The organism is Tenacibaculum soleae (assembly GCF_001693415.1).
Taxonomy (GTDB): domain Bacteria; phylum Bacteroidota; class Bacteroidia; order Flavobacteriales; family Flavobacteriaceae; genus Polaribacter; species Polaribacter soleae.
Genome location: NZ_MAKX01000001.1, coordinates 451,039 through 471,790, shown reverse-complemented (window position 1 = coordinate 471,790; position 20,752 = coordinate 451,039). Strand labels below are relative to the sequence as shown.

Below are 20,752 nucleotides of genomic sequence, written 5' to 3'. Positions count from 1 at the left end.
AATAAAATTATTATGAATAAAAGAAGGCTTTTTTTTGGCTTTTTCACACTATTAGCCATAGGAATTGTTGTTTTGAAATCAACAAATAGTCAAGGTATAGATATTGATAAATTAAGAAATCAACATGCTGAATTTTTAAAGAATCACCCTTTTCAAAAAACAGGAAAACTTCCTAAAAAACAAAGAAAAGCACAAGGGTTACCCCCAAATGCATACTTTGAACAAAAGTATTTAAGCGAAATAAATCCATCTACAGGAAAAACCCATAAAGAAAATGTCTTAGCACTTCAAAAGAAGTTAAATGATTTAAGGGCAAGTAGAAGAGCGCCAGGAGAAGTAGATAATAATTGGGTTGAAAGAGGGCCAAATAATGTAGGAGGAAGAACAAGAGCCTTACTTTTTGATCCTAATGATGCTACTAATGAAACAGTATTTGCAGGTGGTGTAAGCGGAGGTTTATGGAAAAACACCAATATTTCAAACAGAAATTCAGCATGGGTACGTGTTGGTATTCCAGAAAATTTAGCAGTTTCCTGTATTGCTGTAGATCCTAATAACTCAAAAATATTTTATATTGGTACGGGTGAATCGTATGTAAATGGCGATGTAAATGGCGATGGATTATGGAAAAGTGTTGATGGCGGTAATACTTGGGATAATGTTTTTGGAGGTATTACTTCAGCTTCTTATTTAGATACAAATTCTAGATTAACAATTAACACACCTTCTAGTATTTCAGGAAATTATGCAACGGTGTTAACCACAGAGTTTGGCGGAGGTTTATCAATTGATATTACAAAAGACTTAGTGTTAGTAAATGATGGAACCAATCCAACAGAAGATGGTTGTGAAACGATTACAAATGGTTCAGAATTAGCAGGGAAAATAGCAGTAATCTTACGAGGAACGTGTAATTTTTCAGCAAAAGCAAAAAAAGCGCAAGATGCTGGTGCTATAGCAGTTATAATTGTTAATAATCAAAATACGGCGCCATTTAATATGGCAGCAGGTGATAATGGAGCAGAAGTAACCATTCCAACAGTAATGATTGGTAAAAGAGATGGTGATGATTTAATAAACGTTTTAAAATCTGGAACAGTTACAGGTACATTATCTGCAACAAATACAAACTCTAGTAATCTTACATTTGTACCTGGAGTACAACATATTAATGATATAGTTGTTAGAAATAATAATGGGAACTCAGAAGTTTATGTAGCAGCAGGAGAATCTGCTTATACAGGAGCAACATCTTTAGGAGGAGATAGTTATGGAGTATATAAATCGGTTGATGGAATTAATTTTTCAAAATTAAATATACCAAAAACAGCAGCTGGTTATGAGCATGAACCTAATAATATTAAGATTGCAGCAGATAATTCATTATATATTAGTACTACAAGAAGTGATACAAATGGTGATGGTGGAGGAGTCATTTTTAAATCTACAGATGGTATTACCTTTAGTAAAGTATATACCATAACAAATGGAGTTAGAACAGAAATAGCGGTTTCGCCAACAAATAAAAATACAGTATATGTTTTAACAGAAATGAATACCTCAGGAGCACCAGTAAAGATGTTTAAAACAACTGATAATTTTGCAAACATAGCTGAGTTGCCATTGCCTAATGATGCTGACACAGATATTGAAGCAAATGATTTTACAAGAGGACAAGCTTTTTATGATTTATTACTAAGGGTAGATCCTAATAATGAAGATGTTTTATATGTTGGAGGAATAGATTTGTTTAAATCAACAGATGGCGGAGCCACATGGAATCAATTGTCGCATTGGTATGGTGGTTTTGGTTATCAGGATGTACATGCCGATCAACATGGTTTAGCATTTGCATCATCAAGTAAGATGGTTTTTGGTAATGATGGGGGAGTGTATTATTCAAATAACTCTGGAACAAATATTTTACCAAGAAATAAAAATTATAACACCTTACAATTTTACACAGTAGGTGTTGCTCCAACAGCAGTATTTGGTGGTAAAGAATATTTTATTGCTGGCGCACAAGATAACGGAACACAATTGATAGAAGAAGCTACATCAGGTATTAATAGTTCTATTACAGCATCTGGAGGAGATGGGGCTGCAAGTTTTTTTGATATTGATGGTTCCGATGAATACTTTATAACTAATTATGTGTACAATCAAAGTATTCTGTTGTATAATTATAAAACAAACCAGTCTATAGAAATTAATGAAGAAAATAGTTCTAATGGTGATTTTATAAATCAAGAAGAATTAGATTCAAATCTTAATATTTTGTATTCGAACTACTCAAATAATAGTGGTTTTATTGTAAAAAGATATTCAAATTTATTAGAAACAATTATTAAAGTAGATTTAACAAATTCATTGATGGACAATGCGCCATCAGCACTAAAAATTTCACCATATACAACAACGTCTAGTAAATTATTTTTAGGATTAAAAAATGGTAAATTATTAAGAGTAGAAAATGCCAATGTAGGAGCTGGTACTTGGACAGAAATAACGGGCTCTAATTTTATAGGCTCAGTTTCTGATATCGAATTTGGTAAAAATGAAGATGAAATTTTTGTTACTATGCATAACTATGGAGTTGTAAGTATATGGTACTCTAATGATGCAGGTGTAAGTTGGATAAGTAAAGAAGGTGATTTACCAGATTTACCCGTTAAAACAATAATGCAAAACCCTTATAATGAAAATGAAGTTATTATTGGTACCGATTTAGGAATTTGGAAAACAAGTAATTTTGATGCGGTTACTCCAACATGGAAACAAGCATATAATGGAATGAGTAACGTACCAGTTTTAGATTTAGATTTAAGAGATGACAATGTAGTTTTTGCCGCAACCTATGGTAGAGGTATATTTTCAGGTAGTTTTTTAGATCCTAATGAAGATGAAGATAATGATGGGATAAATAATGACGTTGATAATTGCCCAACAACAGCAAATCCAGATCAAGCAGATGTAGATGATAATGGAATAGGTGACGTGTGCCAAGATACAGATGGTGATGGTGTTTTAGATATCAATGATAATTGTGTAAATAAAATAAATCCTAATCAAGAAGATGTTAATAATAATAGCATTGGAGACGCATGTGAAGATATAGATAATGATGGAGTTGCAGATAATATTGATAATTGTGTAAATACACCAAATGCCGATCAAAAAGATATTAATAATGATGGGATAGGCGACGTGTGTCAGGACTCAGATGCTGATGGAATTTTAGATGATGTTGATAATTGCCCAACAACAGCAAATCCAAATCAAACAGATGCAGATAATAACGGAATAGGAGATGCGTGTGAAGATGCAGATAATGATGGAATAATTGATACGGTAGATAACTGTATCAATACAGCAAATCCAAACCAAGAAGATGCAGATAATAATGGAATTGGAGATGCTTGTCAAGATTCTGACAATGATGGCGTTATGGATGCTGTAGATAACTGTCCAAATACATCAAATCCAGATCAAGCCGATGTTAATAACAACCAAATAGGAGATGTATGTGATACTAGTTATTTAGATGAAAAGAATATATCTATTCAAACTACATCAGAAACCTGTGTCAATGAAAATGACGGTAAAGTTACCGTTAATGTTAATGAAACATTTGTAAGTTACACTTTAACTTTAATAGGAAATACAACAAATGAAACAATACAATTAACATCAGCATCGTATACTTTTGAAAATTTAGCACCAGGAAATTATGAGTTATGTGTCGTTGTTGATGATAAAAATTACAAACAATGTTTTGAAATAAAGGTAAAACCAGCCAGTACTGTTTCTTTAAGATTAGCTAAAAATAACCAATCTAAAAATTATACTGTAAACGTAAGTTCTGGAACAGCACCTTACAAAGTATTTTTAAATGGAGATTTAGTTAATACGTTCAATCAATCAACATTTAATGTAAAAGTTAAAGGCAAAGGACTTATTGAAGTAACCACTGCAAAAGCTTGTGAAGGTAAATTTACTACAACTATTGATAATGTTTTCTTAAGGAGTAATCCAGTTATAGAATCTATAGAATTATTAGTACCACTAGAAACACCAATAAAAATTAAAGCAACGGTATTTGATATAACAGGTAAAGTCGTATTAAACGAAAACATTGAAAGACAAGGAAATGAATTGTCAATTCCATTTAGTAATTATAAATCAGGAATTTATATATTAAAATTAGGAAACGATAAGAATAATACCTTTAAAATATTAAAAAAATGAAAAAAGTAATAAATAAAATCGCTTTATTTTCAGTTTCATTATTCATTGCTTGTGGTGGCAGTACGAGTAAAGAACCAGAAGTAGTTAATGAAGCACCAAGTACTGTTAATTTAGTGTATCCAACAGAAAATTTACTATGTATAGATAACACGGTTGTTTTTGATTGGTCAGATGCTACAGATGCTAATAATGATAACATTCGTTATAAAGTAGAGTTTTCAAATAGTAGAGATATGGCTGTTATTGTTAAAACAGAAACAGTAAGTTCTTCTACAAAATCAATTACAGTAGATAAAGGAGTTGCTTATTATTGGAGAGTAACTGCAGTTGATAGTAAAGGTAAAGCAGGTACACCGTCTTCGGTAAATGCTTTTTATACAAAAGGAGAAGGAGAAACTAATACCGCACCGTTTACAGCAAAATTAATTGCACCTTTAGATGAAGGGACTATAAATACTGTAAATTTTAATTTACAATGGAAAGGAGCTGATTCTAATACATCAGATACTTTAACATATGATGTTTTTTTTAGCGAAAATACTGACCCAGAAAAAGTAACAACCAATTCAATTAGTGACGAATTATATGAAGTAACTGTTGAAACTGGTAAAACCTATTATTGGAAAATAAATACGATAGATAACTCAGGAGCAAAGTCTATTGGTCAAGTTTGGAGTTTTAGTGTAAACTAAATATACCAATGAATACATACATAAAAACGACGCCATCGGCGTCGTTTTTTTATGGCAATAGGAAATGCTATTTACTTTCTTCTTTTCGTTTTTCGGCTATTAATTCTAATTCATCATACCAATTTTGGCCAAATTTTCTAACCAGTGCTTGCTTTACAAATTTATAAACAGGTACTTGTAACTCTTTTCCTAAAGAACAGGCATCATCACAAATTTCCCATTTATCGTAATTTACTGCAGAAAATTCACTGTAATCTTTAACCCTTACAGGATAAAGGTGACATGAAACAGGCTTTTTCCAATCTACAATTCCTTGATTATAAGCTTCTTCAATAGCACATAAAGCCGTGTTTTTATCATCAAAAATAACATAGGCACAATCAGCATCGTTAATTAAAGGGGTTTCAAGCTCTCCAAAATCACTGGTAATCCAAGTTCCTTGTTTTTCAATCGTCTCAATACCTTCTTTACGTAAAAAAGGTTTTATCTTAGGATAAATGTCTTCTAAAATAATTGTTTCTTCTTTATTTAATGGCGCTCCAGCATCTCCATCAATACAACAAGCTCCTTTACAGGCTGATAAATTACACACAAAGTCTTTGTCAATAAGATCTTCTGAAACGATGGTTTTTCCTAATTGAAACATAAAATATATTTAAAAGTGTATAGTTAACAATAACTTTACATAAAATTTAGTTGCAAAAATACTAGATTGTAACAATACTTGTATAATTTTGCAGCTGAAAAACAAAATATTATGAATTTTAACTTCAAAGAAATTTTTACAGCCTTTATGGTGTTATTTGCGGTGATTGATATTATTGGAAATATTCCTATTATTATTGACTTACGTAAAAAAGTAGGACATATTCAATCTGAAAAAGCCTCACTAATAGCTGGGGTAATTATGGTTATTTTTCTTTTTTTAGGAAAACAATTATTAAGTTTAATTGGTATTGATGTACATTCTTTTGCAGTAGCGGGAGCATTTATCCTTTTTTTCATTGCTTTAGAAATGATTTTAGGTATTACACTTTATAAAGAGGATGAAGATGAAGCTTTAACAGCAACAGTTTTTCCATTAGCTTTTCCATTAATTGCCGGACCAGGTAGTTTAACAACCTTACTTTCTTTACGAGCAGAATTTAATATAGAAAATATTATAGTAGCTGTATTACTTAACGTAATACTAATATATGTGGTTTTAAAAACCTCCTCAAAGATTGAAAAAATTATTGGAGCTAACGGTATAAAAATTATTAGAAAAATATTCGGAGTTATCTTATTAGCAATTGCAGTAAAATTATTTGCAGCTAATTTTAAAGAGTTATTAGGATAACATGATATATGATTGCTTAATTATTGGTGGTGGAGTTTCGGGCATGCAATGTGCCTTGGTTTTAGGATCGGCATATAAAAAAGAGTATGCTAAAAATAAAAATATTGGTATTATACTACATCAACGAGCTTCTCATTTACAAGATGCACTATTTAATAATGTTTTAGGGTTGCCTTCAGCAACATTAGGAAGTGATATTTTAGTTGAAGGAAAAGCGCAATTAAAAACTCAATATCCACACGTTTCTCAAATTGAAAATGAAAAAGTAGTAGCTGTTTTAGAGGATAACACTGAATATAAAATTATCACTAATAAAAATGAGTATAGTAGTAAGTCAGTTGTGGTAGCCTTAAATTATTCTAAACCATTTGAAATAGCTGGTTTAGAACAATATGTAGAGCCACACATGCGAGCTAATGCTATGAAAAATAGAATACAACTTCGAAACTTTAATCACTTAATTAAAAAAGGGTTATACGTTTGCGGAACTTTAGCAGGTTGGCGCAGTCAATTTGCCATTGCAGCAGGAAGTGGTGCAAGTGTAGCTACTGATATTTTAACAGTATGGAATGATCATATTCCAACGAAAGTGCACGACAAAATAGAGAGTAATAATTAAAAACAAATAGAATAATGAAAAAAATATTAATATTAGGCTTTACAGCTTTGATACTTGTTAATTGTGGTCAAAATGGAATTGATGATAACATAATACCAGAACCGCCTGTAACTAAAGTTGTAGCCGTTGATGATTTTTATGAAACAATTGAAAATGTACCTTTAACTATTTCTGATTTTTTATCAAATGATACATTTACCAATACTAATATAAGCGTAGGAGTACCAAACCCAAATAGTACAGTAAATAACGGAAATATTACACTTAACGATGGTAAGTTTATTTATACACCTGCTACCGATTTTATTGGAGAAGATTCTTTTGAATACACAATTTGTAGCGCTACAACCACCACAAACTGTGCTACTGCAACAATTAAAATAACTGTAAAAGCTGAATCAACTACAACTCCTGGTAGTTTTAATATTCCTGCTGAACTAACATCTTATTATAGTGGAGTAGATTTTACATTAACAGGAGCTGCATTAAAAGATGAACTTGCTACTAAAATAACGAGTACTCATACTACTTTTTTAACCTATACACCTGGTGTTTGGGAAGCTGTAAAAAAATCAGACTTAGATCCTTCAGATAATAGTAAGGTTTTATTAATTTATGGTTATAATGATACTGACGGAGATTATGTGACAGATAGATCACGTAGTAAAAATGCTAATGGAGGTAGTCAAGGAACACAGTGGAATAGAGAGCATGTGTACCCTAAATCATTAGGAAACCCTAATTTAGGTACAGCTGGTGCTGGTTCAGATGCACACCATTTAAGACCATCTGACATTCGTATGAATTCTAATAGAAGTAATAAGAAATTTATCAATGGATCAGGTACAGCAGCTGCAGTTTCTAATGGTTGGTATCCTGGAGATGAATGGAAAGGTGATGTTGCTCGTATGATGATGTATATGTATTTACGATATGGTAATCAATGTTTGCCAAAAAATGTTGCTATCGGTACTGTTAATGCATCAGATAGTAATATGATTGAATTGTTATTACAATGGAATGCTCAAGATCCTGTTTCTGATTTTGAAAAAAACCGTAATAATGTAATTGCTGAAGAGCAAGGTAATAGAAACCCTATGATTGATAACCCTTATTTAGCAACTGTTATTTGGGGTGGTACTACAGCCAATAACACATGGGAGTAAATAATTTAAATATAAAACTATTGGTTAGCATGTAAGTTAACCAATAGTTTTTCTTTATAAGTTCTGCCAATTGGCAGAACTTTATTGTTTATATACAGGTTGGTACTGCTGTATTTTTCTACCTTTTTTATATTTATGATATATGATTTGTGAATTTGCACAAATACCTTATCACTTAATTTATTTTTCCAATTTTTTAAAGAATCAATAATTGTTAGTTTTTTATCAGTCATAAAAAAGGTTACATAATTTCTGTCTGATTCTAAATAAAGTATTTCTTCTAAATATATTTTATAAATAGTTTTATCTATATTTAAATAAATGGCTTTTTTTTCTTTTGTTTCTGTGATGTTTATTTGTTTTTCGGCTTTGGTTATGGCTTTTAAAAAACGATCAAAAGAAAAGGGTTTTACAAGGTAATCAACAATAGTATCTAGCTCAAAACTAGTAACAGCATAATCAGGATAAGCAGTTGTAACTATTATTTTAGGTGGATTTTTAATTGTTTTTATAAAATCTAAGCCAGATATATCTGGCAGATTTATATCTAATAAAACAACATCAATTTTTGTATTTTTTAAAAATTGATGTGCACTTATTGCTGTTTGAAAAGAATTGATTAACTCTAAATCAGGAATTTTACGAATATAATTTTTTAATACATTTTGTGCCGGAAGCTCATCTTCTATAATTATACAATTCATTTATTTTAAGTTTAAAGCTAATGATATCGAAAAGCTATCTGTTTTACTTATAGTTAGTTCATAATTATTTTGATATAATAAGTTTAACCGCTTTTTAAGGTTTTTTAAACCGATTGCCTCAGTATTTTTTATTGATTTATCATCATAATCATTTGTGCAAATACAGATCAATTTATTTTTTGTTGCCTTAATGTTTATATCAATAGTACTATTAATAACACTGTGTTTAAATGCGTTTTCGATAATAGTAATTAATAACAATGGAGCAATTTTGTAGCTTTCATTATCGGTTGAGGTTTTATAATTTATCTGCTTAATCCCCTCAGTTCTAATTTTATGAAAAGCAATATAATTGTCTATAAATTGTATTTCTTTAATCAAACTAACTTTCTTGGCATTGCTTTCGTACAAAACATGTTTTAGATTATCCGATAGTCGTAAAATTAAGTCAGGGGCTTTGTCAGGTTTTTCAATAGCGTATGAATAAATAGTATTTAAATTATTGAATAACACATGTGGATTAATCTGTGATTTTAAGAATTTTAATTCCATCTCAGCTCTTTCTTGCTCAATTTTAGCTACTTTTTCGGATTGATCAATATACCGAAATAACATCCATATAAAGGAAAAGAATAATAACGGAGTTAAGGTTTGCCATAAATAATCACTTAAACATTTTATAATCGAACATCCGCAGCGCGCAAAAACGTAACAATACAATTGTGTTGCTAAAAATGATATAGATAAAAAAAGAAAACTATATAATGCATACCATTTCTTTTTCATAAAAAAAGGTAATAGTATTTGATTGTTTATATATACGATACTAACAAGGATGAAAAAATACTGTAAAAACGGATTTTCAGTCCAATAATAAGGCGTAAAAACAAACAATGATATAATGATAAACAACACCCAAAAAAGTAGGTGTATTAAAGTCTCAGCGCCGTGTTTTTTTAATGTATTCATATACAGTTAAAAATAGGTAAATTTTAAAGAGTAATTTATAAATAAAGTACCAACTACATTAATACGAGTATCAACTACAAACTAAGGGTGTTTTGCATAAGTTTACAGGTTGTTTATACTGATGTTTTTATTAAGTATTAGTTATCGTTTACATTAGACAAACTATTAATTAAACAATGTAAATATGAAAAAATTAGTATCATTTATTGTTATTTGTTTTATAGCAATTACCGTTAATGCTCAGGAATTTAAGTTTGATAAAACTACTATTGATTATGGTAAAATAGCACAAGGTGCTGAAAAAAAACGTGTGTTTGAGTTTACCAACATTGGTGATACTCCTTTAATTATTAAGCAAGTAGTTTCTACTTGTGGTTGTGCTGTACCTAAAAAACCAGAACAACCTATTATGCCAGGAAAGAAAGGAAGCATAGAGGTGTCGTATGATACTAGTCGATTAGGAGGGTTTTCTAAAATGTTTACCATTATTTCAAACGCAAAATCAAAAAGAGAAGTGTTAAAAATTAAAGGGTTTGTTAGCAAAAAAAATCTTGTTGCTTCTAAATAAAAAAATCCCGAGTTTAATACTCGGGATTTTTAATTTTTATATAAGAGGGTTTATCCTTTTAAACTAGCTTTCATAAACTCAGTATTCATACGAGCAATGTTTTCTAATGAAATTCCTTTCGGGCATTCAACTTCACAAGCTCCTGTATTTGTACAGTTACCAAAACCTTCAGCATCCATTTGAGCTACCATGTTTAAAACACGGTCTGTAGCTTCAACTTGTCCTTGTGGTAATAAAGCATACTGAGATACTTTAGCTCCAACAAATAACATTGCCGATGAGTTTTTACAAGTAGCCACACAAGCACCACAACCAATACAAGTTGCTGCATCCATTGCGTCGTCAGCATCTTTTTTAGGAATAGGAATTGAGTTAGCATCTTGGGTGTTTCCTGAAGTATTTACAGAAATATACCCTCCAGATTGCTGAATACGTTCAAAAGAACTTCTATCAACAACTAAATCTTTAATTACTGGGAAAGCTGCAGCTCTAAATGGTTCAATTGTAATTGTATCACCATCTTTAAACATACGCATGTGTAATTGACAAGTGGTTACACCACGATCAGGACCATGTGCTTCACCATTAATGTACATAGAACACATACCGCAAATTCCTTCACGACAATCATGATCAAAAGCAACAGGTTCTTCACCGTTGTTAATAATCTGTTCGTTTAAAACATCCATCATTTCTAAGAAAGACATGTGTTCAGAGATGTCGGTTACTTTATAATCGACCATTTTCCCTTTATCACTTGCGTTTTTTTGACGCCAAATTTTAAGTGTTAAATTCATAATATCCTCTTATTTGTATGAACGTTGTTTTAATTCAATATCGTTAAACTCTAATTCTTCTTTGTGTAAAACTGCCTCTGCAGGTTCTCCTTTATATTCCCAGGCTGCTACATACGCGTAATCTTTATCATTACGTTTTGCTTCTCCTTTTTGTAATCCGTCTAACTCAACAGATTCTTCTCTAAAGTGACCACCACATGATTCATTTCTGTTTAAGGCATCTTTAGCAAATAACTCTCCTAATTCTAAGAAATCAGCTACACGACCTGCTTTTTCTAATTCAGGATTCATTTCATTTGCATCTCCAGGAACTGTTACGTTTTTCCAGAAATCTTCACGCAATGCTTTAATTTCAGCCATTGCTTCTTTTAAACCTTGTTCGTTACGTGCCATTCCACATTTTTCCCACATAATTTTTCCTAATTTTTTGTGGTAATAGTCTACAGAATGTTCTCCATTATTATTGATGAAGAAATTGATACGTTCAGTAACTTCTTTTTCAGCTTCTTCAAATTCTTTAGTATCTGTTGGTATTTTTCCAGTACGGATATCTCCAGATAAATAATCACCAATTGTATATGGTAATACAAAATAACCATCGGCTAAACCTTGCATCAAAGCAGAAGCTCCTAAACGGTTAGCACCATGATCAGAGAAGTTTGCTTCACCAATACAATACAATCCATCAACGGTTGTCATTAAGTTATAATCAACCCAAACACCACCCATTGTGTAGTGTGTTGCAGGATAAATCATCATTGGAGTTTCGTATGGATTTTCATCTACGATTTTCTCGTACATTTGAAATAAGTTTCCATATTTAGCTTCAACAATAGCTTGTCCTAATTCGTATACTTTTGCATCCGAAGGATTTGATATGTTTTGTAATTTTGCTTGCTCTCTACCGTAACGGTCAATTGCCGATTTAAAATCTAAATACACCGCTTCACCAGTTGCATTTACTCCGTAACCAGCATCACAACGTTCTTTTGCTGCACGAGAGGCAACATCACGAGGTACTAAGTTACCAAATGCAGGGTAACGTCTTTCTAAATAATAATCTCTTTCATCTTCAGACAATTCGGTTGGTTTTTTACGACCTTCTCTAATTGCCATCACATCTTCCATGTTTTTAGGAACCCAAATACGACCATCATTACGTAACGATTCTGACATTAAAGTCAATTTCGATTGATAATCTCCTGAACGAGGAATACATGTTGGGTGAATTTGTGTATAACAAGGGTTTGCGAAATATGCTCCTTTTTTATGAATTTTCCAAGCTGCAGTTGCGTTTGATCCCATTGCGTTGGTTGATAAGAAATATACATTTCCGTATCCACCAGAGGCAATAACAACAGCATGGGCCGAGTGACGTTCGATTTCACCAGTAACTAAGTTACGAGCGATAATACCACGAGCTTTTCCACCAACTTTAACAACATCTAACATTTCATGACGATTGAACATTTCAATCTTACCACGAGCAATTTGACGGTTCATTGCAGAGTATGCACCTAATAATAATTGTTGTCCTGTTTGTCCTTTAGCGTAAAAAGTTCTTGAAACTAATACTCCACCAAACGAACGATTGTCTAATAAACCACCATAATCACGAGCAAAAGGTACACCTTGCGCTACACATTGATCAATAATGTTTGCTGAAACTTCAGCTAAACGGTGAACGTTTGCTTCACGAGAACGGTAATCTCCTCCTTTTACCGTATCGTAAAATAAACGGTAAAAAGAATCTCCATCACCTTGATAATTTTTTGCTGCATTAATACCTCCTTGTGCTGCAATAGAGTGTGCTCTACGAGGAGAATCTTGATAAGCAAATGCTTTTACATTGTAGCCTAACTCAGCTAAAGTTGCAGCAGCTGAACCACCTGCTAAGCCTGTACCAACCACAATTACGTCTATTAAACGTTTGTTTGCTGGGTTTACCAAGTCAATTTTGTCTTTATAAGTTGTCCATTTATCTTTAATTGGACCTTTTGGAATTTTTGAATCTAAAGCCATACTTGTTTCGTATTAGTGATTGAAATGGTGAAATAAAGCAATGATGATAAACCCTACAGGAATACCAATTGCATACACTTTACAAAATGTTTTCAATCCTTTAGTGTATTTGTTGTTTGCTCCAACTGATTGGAATGCAGATGTAAATCCGTGTAATAAGTGTAATGCTAAAAATACAAATGCTACGATGTATGCACCAACTCTAAGTGGATTTACAAATTTGTGTTGTAATTCTTCAAAGTATCTAAGTCCGCTATCAGCCACATTTGGGTCGATAAGTCCAGACATATCTCCTTGAATAAATTTTGTATTTAATTCTGGAAACCAGAAATCAATAAAATGTAATACTACAAATGCTAAAATTGCAGCTCCAGACCAAATCATGTTTCTACTCATCCAAGTAGAGTTTGCGGCTCCGTTATTTTTAGCATAGCTTACTGTACGTGCACTGTTGTTTTTTAATTCTAAGATGAATCCCATTACAAAATGAAACACTACACCAATAATCAAAACAGGCTGCATAACATATTGTATTAACGCATTAGTACCCATAAAATGAGATAATTTGTTAAATGTTGCTCCGTTGTCTGGAAAAATTGAGGTGATGTTTATTGCAAAATGTTGTAATAAAAAGAACATCAAGAAGAACGCCGAAAGTGCCATGGCAAATTTTCTTCCAATAGAAGATTTTAATAATCCCATTATTTTGTTTGTTATATTAAATATATAACACAAATTTAAGAGGTATGCACTACTTGCACAAATTTTGCGAATTGTTTTATTAAATATTTAGAATGGGTTTAAATAAACGAGTAGTGTTTTGATTTAAAGATTAAATCCAATTAAGTAGATTCGCTAACTCTTCGGGCTTTTCTAACGGAATCATATGCCCACAATTTTTGATGATTATATGTTTTCCATTTTGTAATTTAGATACTAATATTTTTACATCTGCAATTGAAATTAATGCATCATTTTCAGCAGCAATAAGTATTATTGGAATGTTCAGGCTTAAAACTTGTTCCGTAATATTAAGTCTAGAAGAAGTGGATTTTAATTGACGAATTAAAACTTCTTTTCCTAAAGTTGCATCCATTTTTTTAATAATACTTATAATTTCTTTATTTTGATGATTGGGGTGTAAAAATTGCTGTATTCTTACCAGCGAAATACCTTTGTATTTTTTGTTTTGTAAAAAATCAATGGTGCTTTTTCGTAACTGAACTTCATTATCATTTAAACCATTTGTATTTGCTGCAATTATTACAAGTTTTTTTATCTTTTCAGGGTAATGAATCGCAAAGTTTAAGGCTGAAAATCCACCTAAAGAAAACCCTACAATTATAGCTTTTTCATCAATTTTTGATAAGATTACTTTGTTAATTTCATCAAAAGAAGTAGCTAAAGTAATATCAATATGAACAGGAAAAATATTTTCTAAACGAGGAAACACAAATTGCCATAAATCGACTGTACACATTGTGCCTGAAATAAAATATACCTTTTGCATTTATTTTATAGTTTATCAAGTATTAATTAGTTTATCAATCTTAAAAAAACTTAGTAACAAGTTTGTTACTGTAAGGTAAAGATTAACATTTATACACGGTGTAAGTTAAACTTTTTAGGTGTTTTAGTAAATAAATATATTGTATCTTTTTGTTAAATTGTAATCAATAAAAAACTAGGAATATAAACAATATAATAGCTTTAATTTAAGTATTACCTTGTTTTGTTAGCTAATTATATTTTAACGACCAATAATAAAAGAAGTTATAAAAATGGCTATTCAAGATATAAAAACCTATAAATATCAAGATGTTTTTTCATTACAAACCATACAGTTTGAAAAAGCTTGTGTGGTTAATAAACCGACACAAATTAATAGCTATAAAATTTTTTGGATAAAGGAAGGTGAGGGAACCTATCATATCGATTTTGAAAGTTACTCATTTAAAGGAGGAGTATTATTTTTTTTATCTCCTGGACAAATGTTTTCGGTTACTTCAGAAAAAATAAAAGAAGCTTATCAATTAAGTTTTGTTCAAGATTTTTATTGTATTCAGGCGCATGATTCTGAAATTTCTTGTAATGGAGTATTGTTTAATAATATATATGAAACTCCGTTTGTAAGACCTTGTAAAAAAGATATTGAAAAGTTTAATTTTATAATCGAGAGCTTAGTAGATGAATTTAAAAACAATGAAGCGGCTCAATACGATATGTTGCAAGCTTATTTAAAACAGTTTATAATACATGCTGTACGGATAAAAAAAGAATACCACGTACTTAAAAAAGATACTGAAACAAAGTTGTTTAAAGATTTTAGTCTGTTGGTTGAGTTAAATTTTAAAAACTTACATAGTGTTACTGATTACGCTAATCGTTTAGGTATTTCTCCTAAATCATTAACCAAAAATTTTCATAAAACAGGAATTGAAAGCCCCAGTGACTTTATTAAAAATCGAATTATAATAGAAGCAAAGCGTAAATTAATATATTCTACAGATATTATAAAACAAATAGCTTTTGACTTAGGTTTTAATGACCCAGCATATTTTACGCGTTATTTTACCAAGGCAACAGGAAAATCTCCAAAACAATTTCAGAAAGAGCATAAAAAAAACCCATAACACACAAGTTAGGGGTTGTTTTTTTAAGGGATGTTATTATTTAAGGGGGTTAACATATAAGGGATATATTAGTTATAATAACAGTACAAATGTACAACAGGTTTTTAGTTAATACATTAACCTATGTTTATAATGGTTTTTTAATTTAAAAGTAACGTTTATTATAAAGAATCCTTTTCTATTTTTAATGTAAGAAGCAATTATACCGCATAAAAAAACCCATAACACACAAGTTAGGGGTTGTTTTTAAGGGATGTTATTATTTAAGGGGGGTTAACATATAGGGGATATGCTATTAATAATAACATTACAAATGTATAATGTTTTTACAATTAAAATGTTAACATAGGTTAAGAAATCATTTTTTTTAAGTTTTTATTGAAATCTAAGTTTAAGGAACCTTTGTCCATTTTTAAAAGATGTTATCTATCGCATCTTTGTAGTATAATTTTTAACCATGGTTTTATCGGTTATATAAAAATAAAAAGATGAAAACAACAGACACTTATCAATGCCCTAATTGTTGGGGATATCAAGAATACGACGAGCAATTTCCTGAAAGAGAAATGTGTAGTTGTGAGCAACCTAAATAATAATTAAAGAATCTAAAAAATGAGTACAAGAATTAAAACATTAAACCCAGAAACAACAACAGGAAAATCAAAAGAATTATTTGATGCTGTACAAAACAAACTAGGTTTTATACCTAACTTAATAAAAGTATTTGGTAATTCACCAGCTACATTACAAACCTACTTAAGTCTAGGTGATTTAACCGCAAACGGAAATTTTTCTAATAAGTTTAGAGAACAACTAGCATTAGCAATTGCTGAAGAGAACGAATGTGATTACTGTTTATCTGCACATACAGCAATAGGTAAAATGAATGGCTTAACAGATGCTGAAACAGAACAAAATAGACAAGGATTATCTTCAGATGAAAAAGTAGCTGCAGGATTAAATTTAGCTCAGAGCATTACTAAAAATAGAGGAAATATAAGTGCTGATGAAATTGCAGCAGCAAAAGTAGCAGGATATACAGATAGTGATATTTTAGAAATAGTTTTAAATGTAGTTTCTAATACATTAACAAACTATGTAAATCATATTGCAAAAACCGAAATTGATTTTCCAGAAGTAAACTCAGGAAAATTCACCATAAACGCATAATAAAAAATTGAGGGATTACTTTTTATAGTAATACTCATCATATAAATATATAATCAAAAAGTAAATAAAAATGAAACGTATTATCGCAATTTTAGTATTCGTATTAACTGTTAATTTTCAAGCAAACGCACAAGAAGTAAAAACAGTGTCTTTAGAACAAACCAAAGGTAAGTTTACACAACAAAAGCTAACATTAAAGGAAGGAACTTATGTTTTTGAAATTTCTAATAATAATGTAGGACATGATGTTGGTTTTGTATTAGCACCTAAAGGAATGGTAGAAGCAGCACATCATATTAAAGATGCTTATGTAACTTCTTTAGTTAAAAACAATGCTAAATCTACTTCTAAAAAAGTAACTTTAAAAAAGGGGGAATATGTATATTTTTGCCCATTAAACCCTACACCTCAATATAATTTAACAGTTAAGTAAACGCTTAAATACAGTTTTTATATAAATAAAATCCCCGCAATTAGCGGGGATTTTATTTATATAAAAATTACTTATTCATAATATCTTCAATTTCATCTGCATCAATAGGTATATTGCGCATTAAGTTAAAAGGATCACCTGTTTCTTGTATCACCACATCATCTTCTAAACGAATACCAAAACCTTCATCAGGAATGTAAATCCCAGGCTCAACAGTAAAAACCATATTCGCTTCCATAGGTTGGTGTAGCAATCCGTAATCGTGTGTGTCTAATCCCATATGGTGTGAAGTACCATGCATAAAGTATTTTTTATAGGCCGGCCAGTTTTTATCCTCATTTTGCACATCGGCTTTATCTAATAAACCTAAACCTAATAATTCTGAAGTCATTAATTTACCAACTTCAACATGATAATCAGCCCAAATAGTTCCTGGAATCAATAATTTTGTAGCATCGTTTTTTACACGGTTTACAGCATTGTATACAGCTTTTTGTCGGTCAGAAAAACGACCAGAAACAGGTACAGTTCTTGTCATATCTGACGAGTAGTTTGCATATTCTGCTCCAACATCCATCAAAATTAAATCTCCTGCTTTACATTGCTGATTGTTTTCTATATAATGTAATACATTTGCATTGTTACCAGAGGCAATAATTGGCGTGTAAGCGAATTTTTTAGAGCGATTTCTAATAAACTCATGAATAAATTCAGCTTCAATTTCATATTCCCAAACACCTGGTTTAATAAAATCTAACACACGTCTAAATCCTTTTTCGGTAATGTCACAGGCTTGTTGTAATAAGTCTAGTTCTATCGGGTCTTTTAATGAGCGTAAACGTTGTAAAATAGGGTTACTTTTTGCAACAGAATGTGCAGGGTATTTTGCTAATAACCATTTTGTAAAACGTGCTTCGCGTGTTTCAGTTTCAATAGTAGCACGGTAATGTTCATTGGTGTTTATATAAACAGTTTCGGCAAGTGCCATCATTTCTGCTAAAACTTTTTCTAGGTCTTGTAACCAAAAAACGGTTTGTATTCCACTCGTTTTTAATGCTTTTTCTTTGGTTAGCTTTTCACCTTCCCAGACGGCAATATGTTCGTTAGTTTCACGTAAAAATAATACTTTACGTAAATTTTCCTTCGGACAATCAGGAAATAATACTAAAATACTTTCTTCTTGATCAACACCACTTAAAAAAAAGATATCACGATGTTGTTCAAACGGAAGCATACTATCTGCACTTACCGGATACACATCATTAGAGTTAAAAACAGCTAAACTATTTGGCTTCATTTGCGCCATAAAGTTTTTACGGTTTTTTATAAATAAGTCACGGTTTATTGGGTTGTATTTCATAATAGGTTCAATTAAATTACTAAACGTGTTTCAAAAATAAGAAAAGATACTATGCAAATATTAGCCATTTGGCGCTATTTTATATTTTTACGAATTCTACTCATATGTCTGGTAGAAATTCCTAAAAAAGAAGCTAAATAATGTAGCGGAACCTCTTGTAGTAATTTTGGTTCGTTGGTAAGTAGTTTTGTGTAGCGTTCTTCTGGTGTAAGTGTAAGTAAGTCAATGCGATATTCATCAATTAAAAAAATTTGATTTTCAATTAAACTATAATAAAACTGATGAAATGCTTTATTATTTTTCAGTAAATAATTAAAATCATCCACTAGAATCACTTGCAAATTACAAGTACTTAGCGCTTTAATGTTTTTGCGTGATGGTGTTTTTTGTAAGTAACTTTTTAAGGCAGATGTGCATGAATTTTTTAAAGCTAAATAGGTAGTTTTTTCTTCTTCGGATGTTTCAATGGCATGTTGTAAAATACCACTTTCTATATAGCAAAAGTATTTGCAAATGTTTCCTTTTTTAACTAAAAAACTATTTTTTGTTAATGTTAACGGAGTAAAAAAACGTAAAATCTCAGTAATTTGATTTTCAAACTGCTGAGATTTTAATACATTTTCTATGTAGCTATAAAAATTCATCTTATAGTTTATCTACGTTTATTTTTTCTTGTAGATTTTCCTTCGTTTTTTCTTGATTGATCACTAGGGCGTTCTCTTTTAGGTTTTCTATTAACCGCACCTCTATGAGTAGCGCCTACTCCTTTTTTCTTTCCGTTACCAGATTTTTTCTTTTGAGTTGCTGCTCTTTTTGGCCCTGCAGTATCGGTAGGTTCGTACCCTTCAATTACTTCAGTGTTTAATTTTTGACGCAGTATTTTTTCTATCTCTTTTTGATATTCGGTTTCTTCACTACACACTAAAGAAATAGCTTCTCCTTTTGCACCAGCTCTACCAGTTCTACCAATTCTATGTACATAATCTTCAGGTACATTTGGTAATTCAAAGTTAATAACATGTGGCAATAAAGGAATATCAATTCCACGTGCAGCAATATCAGTTGCTACTAAAACACGAATAGCGTTACTCTTAAAATTAGCCAATGCTTTTGTTCTTGCAGCCTGACTTTTATTACCATGAATTGCAGCAGCAGAAACGCCTGAACCAATTAATTTTTTAGTTAATTTATTAGCACCGTGTTTGGTTCTTGTAAAAATTAAAACCTGACTCCAATTACCATCTTTAATTAAGTTGGTAACAACCTCTGTCTTTTTTCCTTTATCAACTGTATATACTTTTTGAGAAACTTTATCCGCAGTTGAGTTTTGTGGAGCAGCTTCTACAGATACAGGGTTTTTTAAAATACCCTCTGCAAGTTTTTTAATTTCTTTTGAAAAAGTTGCAGAAAACAATAAGTTTTGACGCTTTGTAGGCATAAAACTGATAATTTTGTTAATATCTCTAACAAAACCCATATCTAGCATACGGTCAGCTTCATCTAAAATAAGTACATCAATTCTTTTAAACGATACTGCTTTTTGATCATGTAAATCTAACAATCTACCAGGAGTAGCTACCAAAAAATCAACACCATGACGCAATGTTTTTATTTGACTAGCTGCTTTTACGCCCCCAAAAACTACGGTAGATTTTATATCTAAATACGTACTATATTCTCTTACATTATCGTAAACCTGCGCAGCCAGTTCTCTCGTAGGTGTTAATACCAAGGCTCTTACAGGTCGGTATTTTGGGTGTTTGGTTTCTGATAAATATTGTAAAACTGGTAATGTAAAACCAGCTGTTTTACCGGTACCAGTTTGTGCAGATGCTAATACATCTTTTCCTGCTAAAATATGTGGTATCGCTTTTGCTTGTATTGGCGATGGAGTGTCGTATCCTTTTTCGCTGATAGCCTTTAACAAAGCATCAGATAATCCTAAAGATTTAAATGTCATATATATTATTTTAGAAATACACTTAAAATAAGTATTTCTATGAAGTTGCAAAGGTACTGCTATTTATTAGGA

19 protein-coding genes are annotated in these 20,752 nt (G+C 31.1%); 9 read left to right on the top strand and 10 right to left on the bottom strand.

Annotated features, from left to right (window positions below; translation table 11 throughout):
- Nucleotides 1-12 precede the first annotated feature (12 nt).
- Both BA195_RS14595 and BA195_RS02110 read left to right on the top strand, forming a co-directional pair.
- On the top strand, nt 13-4,248 hold the full coding sequence (locus BA195_RS14595; RefSeq protein ID WP_068701959.1) for a thrombospondin type 3 repeat-containing protein: 4,236 nt from the start codon (nt 13-15) through the stop codon (nt 4,246-4,248).
- Nucleotides 4,245-4,940 carry a hypothetical protein gene (locus BA195_RS02110; protein WP_068701957.1) on the top strand — a complete coding sequence of 232 codons (696 nt, stop codon included), beginning with the start codon at nt 4,245-4,247 and terminating at the stop codon, nt 4,938-4,940. The genes BA195_RS14595 and BA195_RS02110 overlap by 4 nt, the downstream gene beginning before the upstream one ends.
- 67 nt (nt 4,941-5,007) lie before the next feature.
- Here the strand turns inward: BA195_RS02110 and BA195_RS02105 are convergent, their stop codons facing one another.
- On the bottom strand, nt 5,008-5,586 hold the full coding sequence (locus BA195_RS02105; protein WP_068701955.1) for a DUF3109 family protein: 579 nt from the start codon (nt 5,584-5,586) through the stop codon (nt 5,008-5,010).
- Nucleotides 5,587-5,697: 111 nt separating this feature from the next.
- Here BA195_RS02105 and BA195_RS02100 point away from each other — a divergent pair, with 111 nt between their 5' ends.
- From BA195_RS02100 to BA195_RS02090, 3 genes are read left to right on the top strand one after another with little or no spacing between them, the layout of a single operon-like run.
- Complete coding sequence (locus BA195_RS02100) at nt 5,698-6,279, top strand: MarC family protein (protein ID WP_068703886.1); 582 nt, start codon at nt 5,698-5,700, stop codon at nt 6,277-6,279.
- 1 nt (nt 6,280) lies between these two features.
- Complete coding sequence (locus BA195_RS02095) at nt 6,281-6,898, top strand: NAD(P)/FAD-dependent oxidoreductase (protein ID WP_068701953.1); 618 nt, start codon at nt 6,281-6,283, stop codon at nt 6,896-6,898.
- Nucleotides 6,899-6,912: 14 nt separating this feature from the next.
- Nucleotides 6,913-8,064, top strand: a complete 1,152-nt coding sequence (locus tag BA195_RS02090; RefSeq protein ID WP_068701951.1) for an endonuclease — start codon at nt 6,913-6,915, stop codon at nt 8,062-8,064.
- A gap of 17 nt (nt 8,065-8,081) precedes the next feature.
- On the opposite strand, the gene BA195_RS02085 is transcribed toward BA195_RS02090, so the two are convergent.
- Together BA195_RS02085 and BA195_RS02080 are read right to left on the bottom strand one after the other, a co-directional pair.
- Complete coding sequence (locus BA195_RS02085) at nt 8,082-8,768, bottom strand: LytR/AlgR family response regulator transcription factor (protein WP_068701949.1); 687 nt, start codon at nt 8,766-8,768, stop codon at nt 8,082-8,084.
- Nucleotides 8,769-9,737: a sensor histidine kinase gene (locus BA195_RS02080; RefSeq protein ID WP_068701947.1), complete on the bottom strand. Its 969-nt coding sequence runs from the start codon at nt 9,735-9,737 to the stop codon at nt 8,769-8,771.
- A gap of 184 nt (nt 9,738-9,921) precedes the next feature.
- Here BA195_RS02080 and BA195_RS02075 point away from each other — a divergent pair, with 184 nt between their 5' ends.
- Nucleotides 9,922-10,305, top strand: coding sequence for a DUF1573 domain-containing protein (locus BA195_RS02075; RefSeq protein ID WP_068701945.1), 384 nt, complete (start codon nt 9,922-9,924; stop codon nt 10,303-10,305).
- A 50-nt stretch (nt 10,306-10,355) separates the two neighbouring features.
- Here the strand turns inward: BA195_RS02075 and BA195_RS02070 are convergent, their stop codons facing one another.
- The 4 genes from BA195_RS02070 to BA195_RS02055 all read right to left on the bottom strand — a co-directional run bounded on the left by BA195_RS02070 (nt 10,356) and on the right by BA195_RS02055 (nt 14,634).
- Nucleotides 10,356-11,102: a succinate dehydrogenase/fumarate reductase iron-sulfur subunit gene (locus BA195_RS02070; protein WP_068701943.1), complete on the bottom strand. Its 747-nt coding sequence runs from the start codon at nt 11,100-11,102 to the stop codon at nt 10,356-10,358.
- A 9-nt stretch (nt 11,103-11,111) separates the two neighbouring features.
- Complete coding sequence (locus BA195_RS02065; RefSeq protein WP_068701941.1) at nt 11,112-13,124, bottom strand: fumarate reductase/succinate dehydrogenase flavoprotein subunit; 2,013 nt, start codon at nt 13,122-13,124, stop codon at nt 11,112-11,114.
- Nucleotides 13,125-13,136: 12 nt separating this feature from the next.
- Nucleotides 13,137-13,829, bottom strand: a complete 693-nt coding sequence (locus tag BA195_RS02060; protein WP_068703884.1) for a succinate dehydrogenase cytochrome b subunit — start codon at nt 13,827-13,829, stop codon at nt 13,137-13,139.
- 127 nt (nt 13,830-13,956) lie between these two features.
- Entirely contained in the window at nt 13,957-14,634 is a 678-nt protein-coding gene (locus BA195_RS02055; RefSeq protein ID WP_084443015.1) for an alpha/beta fold hydrolase, read from the bottom strand.
- A 271-nt stretch (nt 14,635-14,905) separates the two neighbouring features.
- Here BA195_RS02055 and BA195_RS02050 point away from each other — a divergent pair, with 271 nt between their 5' ends.
- From BA195_RS02050 to BA195_RS02040, 3 genes are all read left to right on the top strand, one after another.
- The gene (locus tag BA195_RS02050) at nt 14,906-15,757 is read left to right on the top strand and encodes an AraC family transcriptional regulator (RefSeq protein ID WP_068701937.1); all 852 of its coding nucleotides are present in this window, start codon (nt 14,906-14,908) and stop codon (nt 15,755-15,757) included.
- Between the two features lie 612 nt (nt 15,758-16,369).
- On the top strand, nt 16,370-16,927 hold the full coding sequence (locus BA195_RS02045) for a carboxymuconolactone decarboxylase family protein (protein WP_068701935.1): 558 nt from the start codon (nt 16,370-16,372) through the stop codon (nt 16,925-16,927).
- 70 nt (nt 16,928-16,997) lie between these two features.
- Nucleotides 16,998-17,360: a cupredoxin domain-containing protein gene (locus BA195_RS02040; protein ID WP_068701933.1), complete on the top strand. Its 363-nt coding sequence runs from the start codon at nt 16,998-17,000 to the stop codon at nt 17,358-17,360.
- A 67-nt stretch (nt 17,361-17,427) separates the two neighbouring features.
- On the opposite strand, the gene BA195_RS02035 is transcribed toward BA195_RS02040, so the two are convergent.
- The 3 genes from BA195_RS02035 to BA195_RS02025 all read right to left on the bottom strand — a co-directional run bounded on the left by BA195_RS02035 (nt 17,428) and on the right by BA195_RS02025 (nt 20,680).
- Entirely contained in the window at nt 17,428-18,720 is a 1,293-nt protein-coding gene (locus tag BA195_RS02035; RefSeq protein WP_068701931.1) for an aminopeptidase P family protein, read from the bottom strand.
- Between the two features lie 74 nt (nt 18,721-18,794).
- Complete coding sequence (locus BA195_RS02030; RefSeq protein WP_068701929.1) at nt 18,795-19,364, bottom strand: Crp/Fnr family transcriptional regulator; 570 nt, start codon at nt 19,362-19,364, stop codon at nt 18,795-18,797.
- Between the two features lie 8 nt (nt 19,365-19,372).
- Entirely contained in the window at nt 19,373-20,680 is a 1,308-nt protein-coding gene (locus BA195_RS02025; protein ID WP_068701927.1) for a DEAD/DEAH box helicase, read from the bottom strand.
- Nucleotides 20,681-20,752 lie beyond the last annotated feature (72 nt).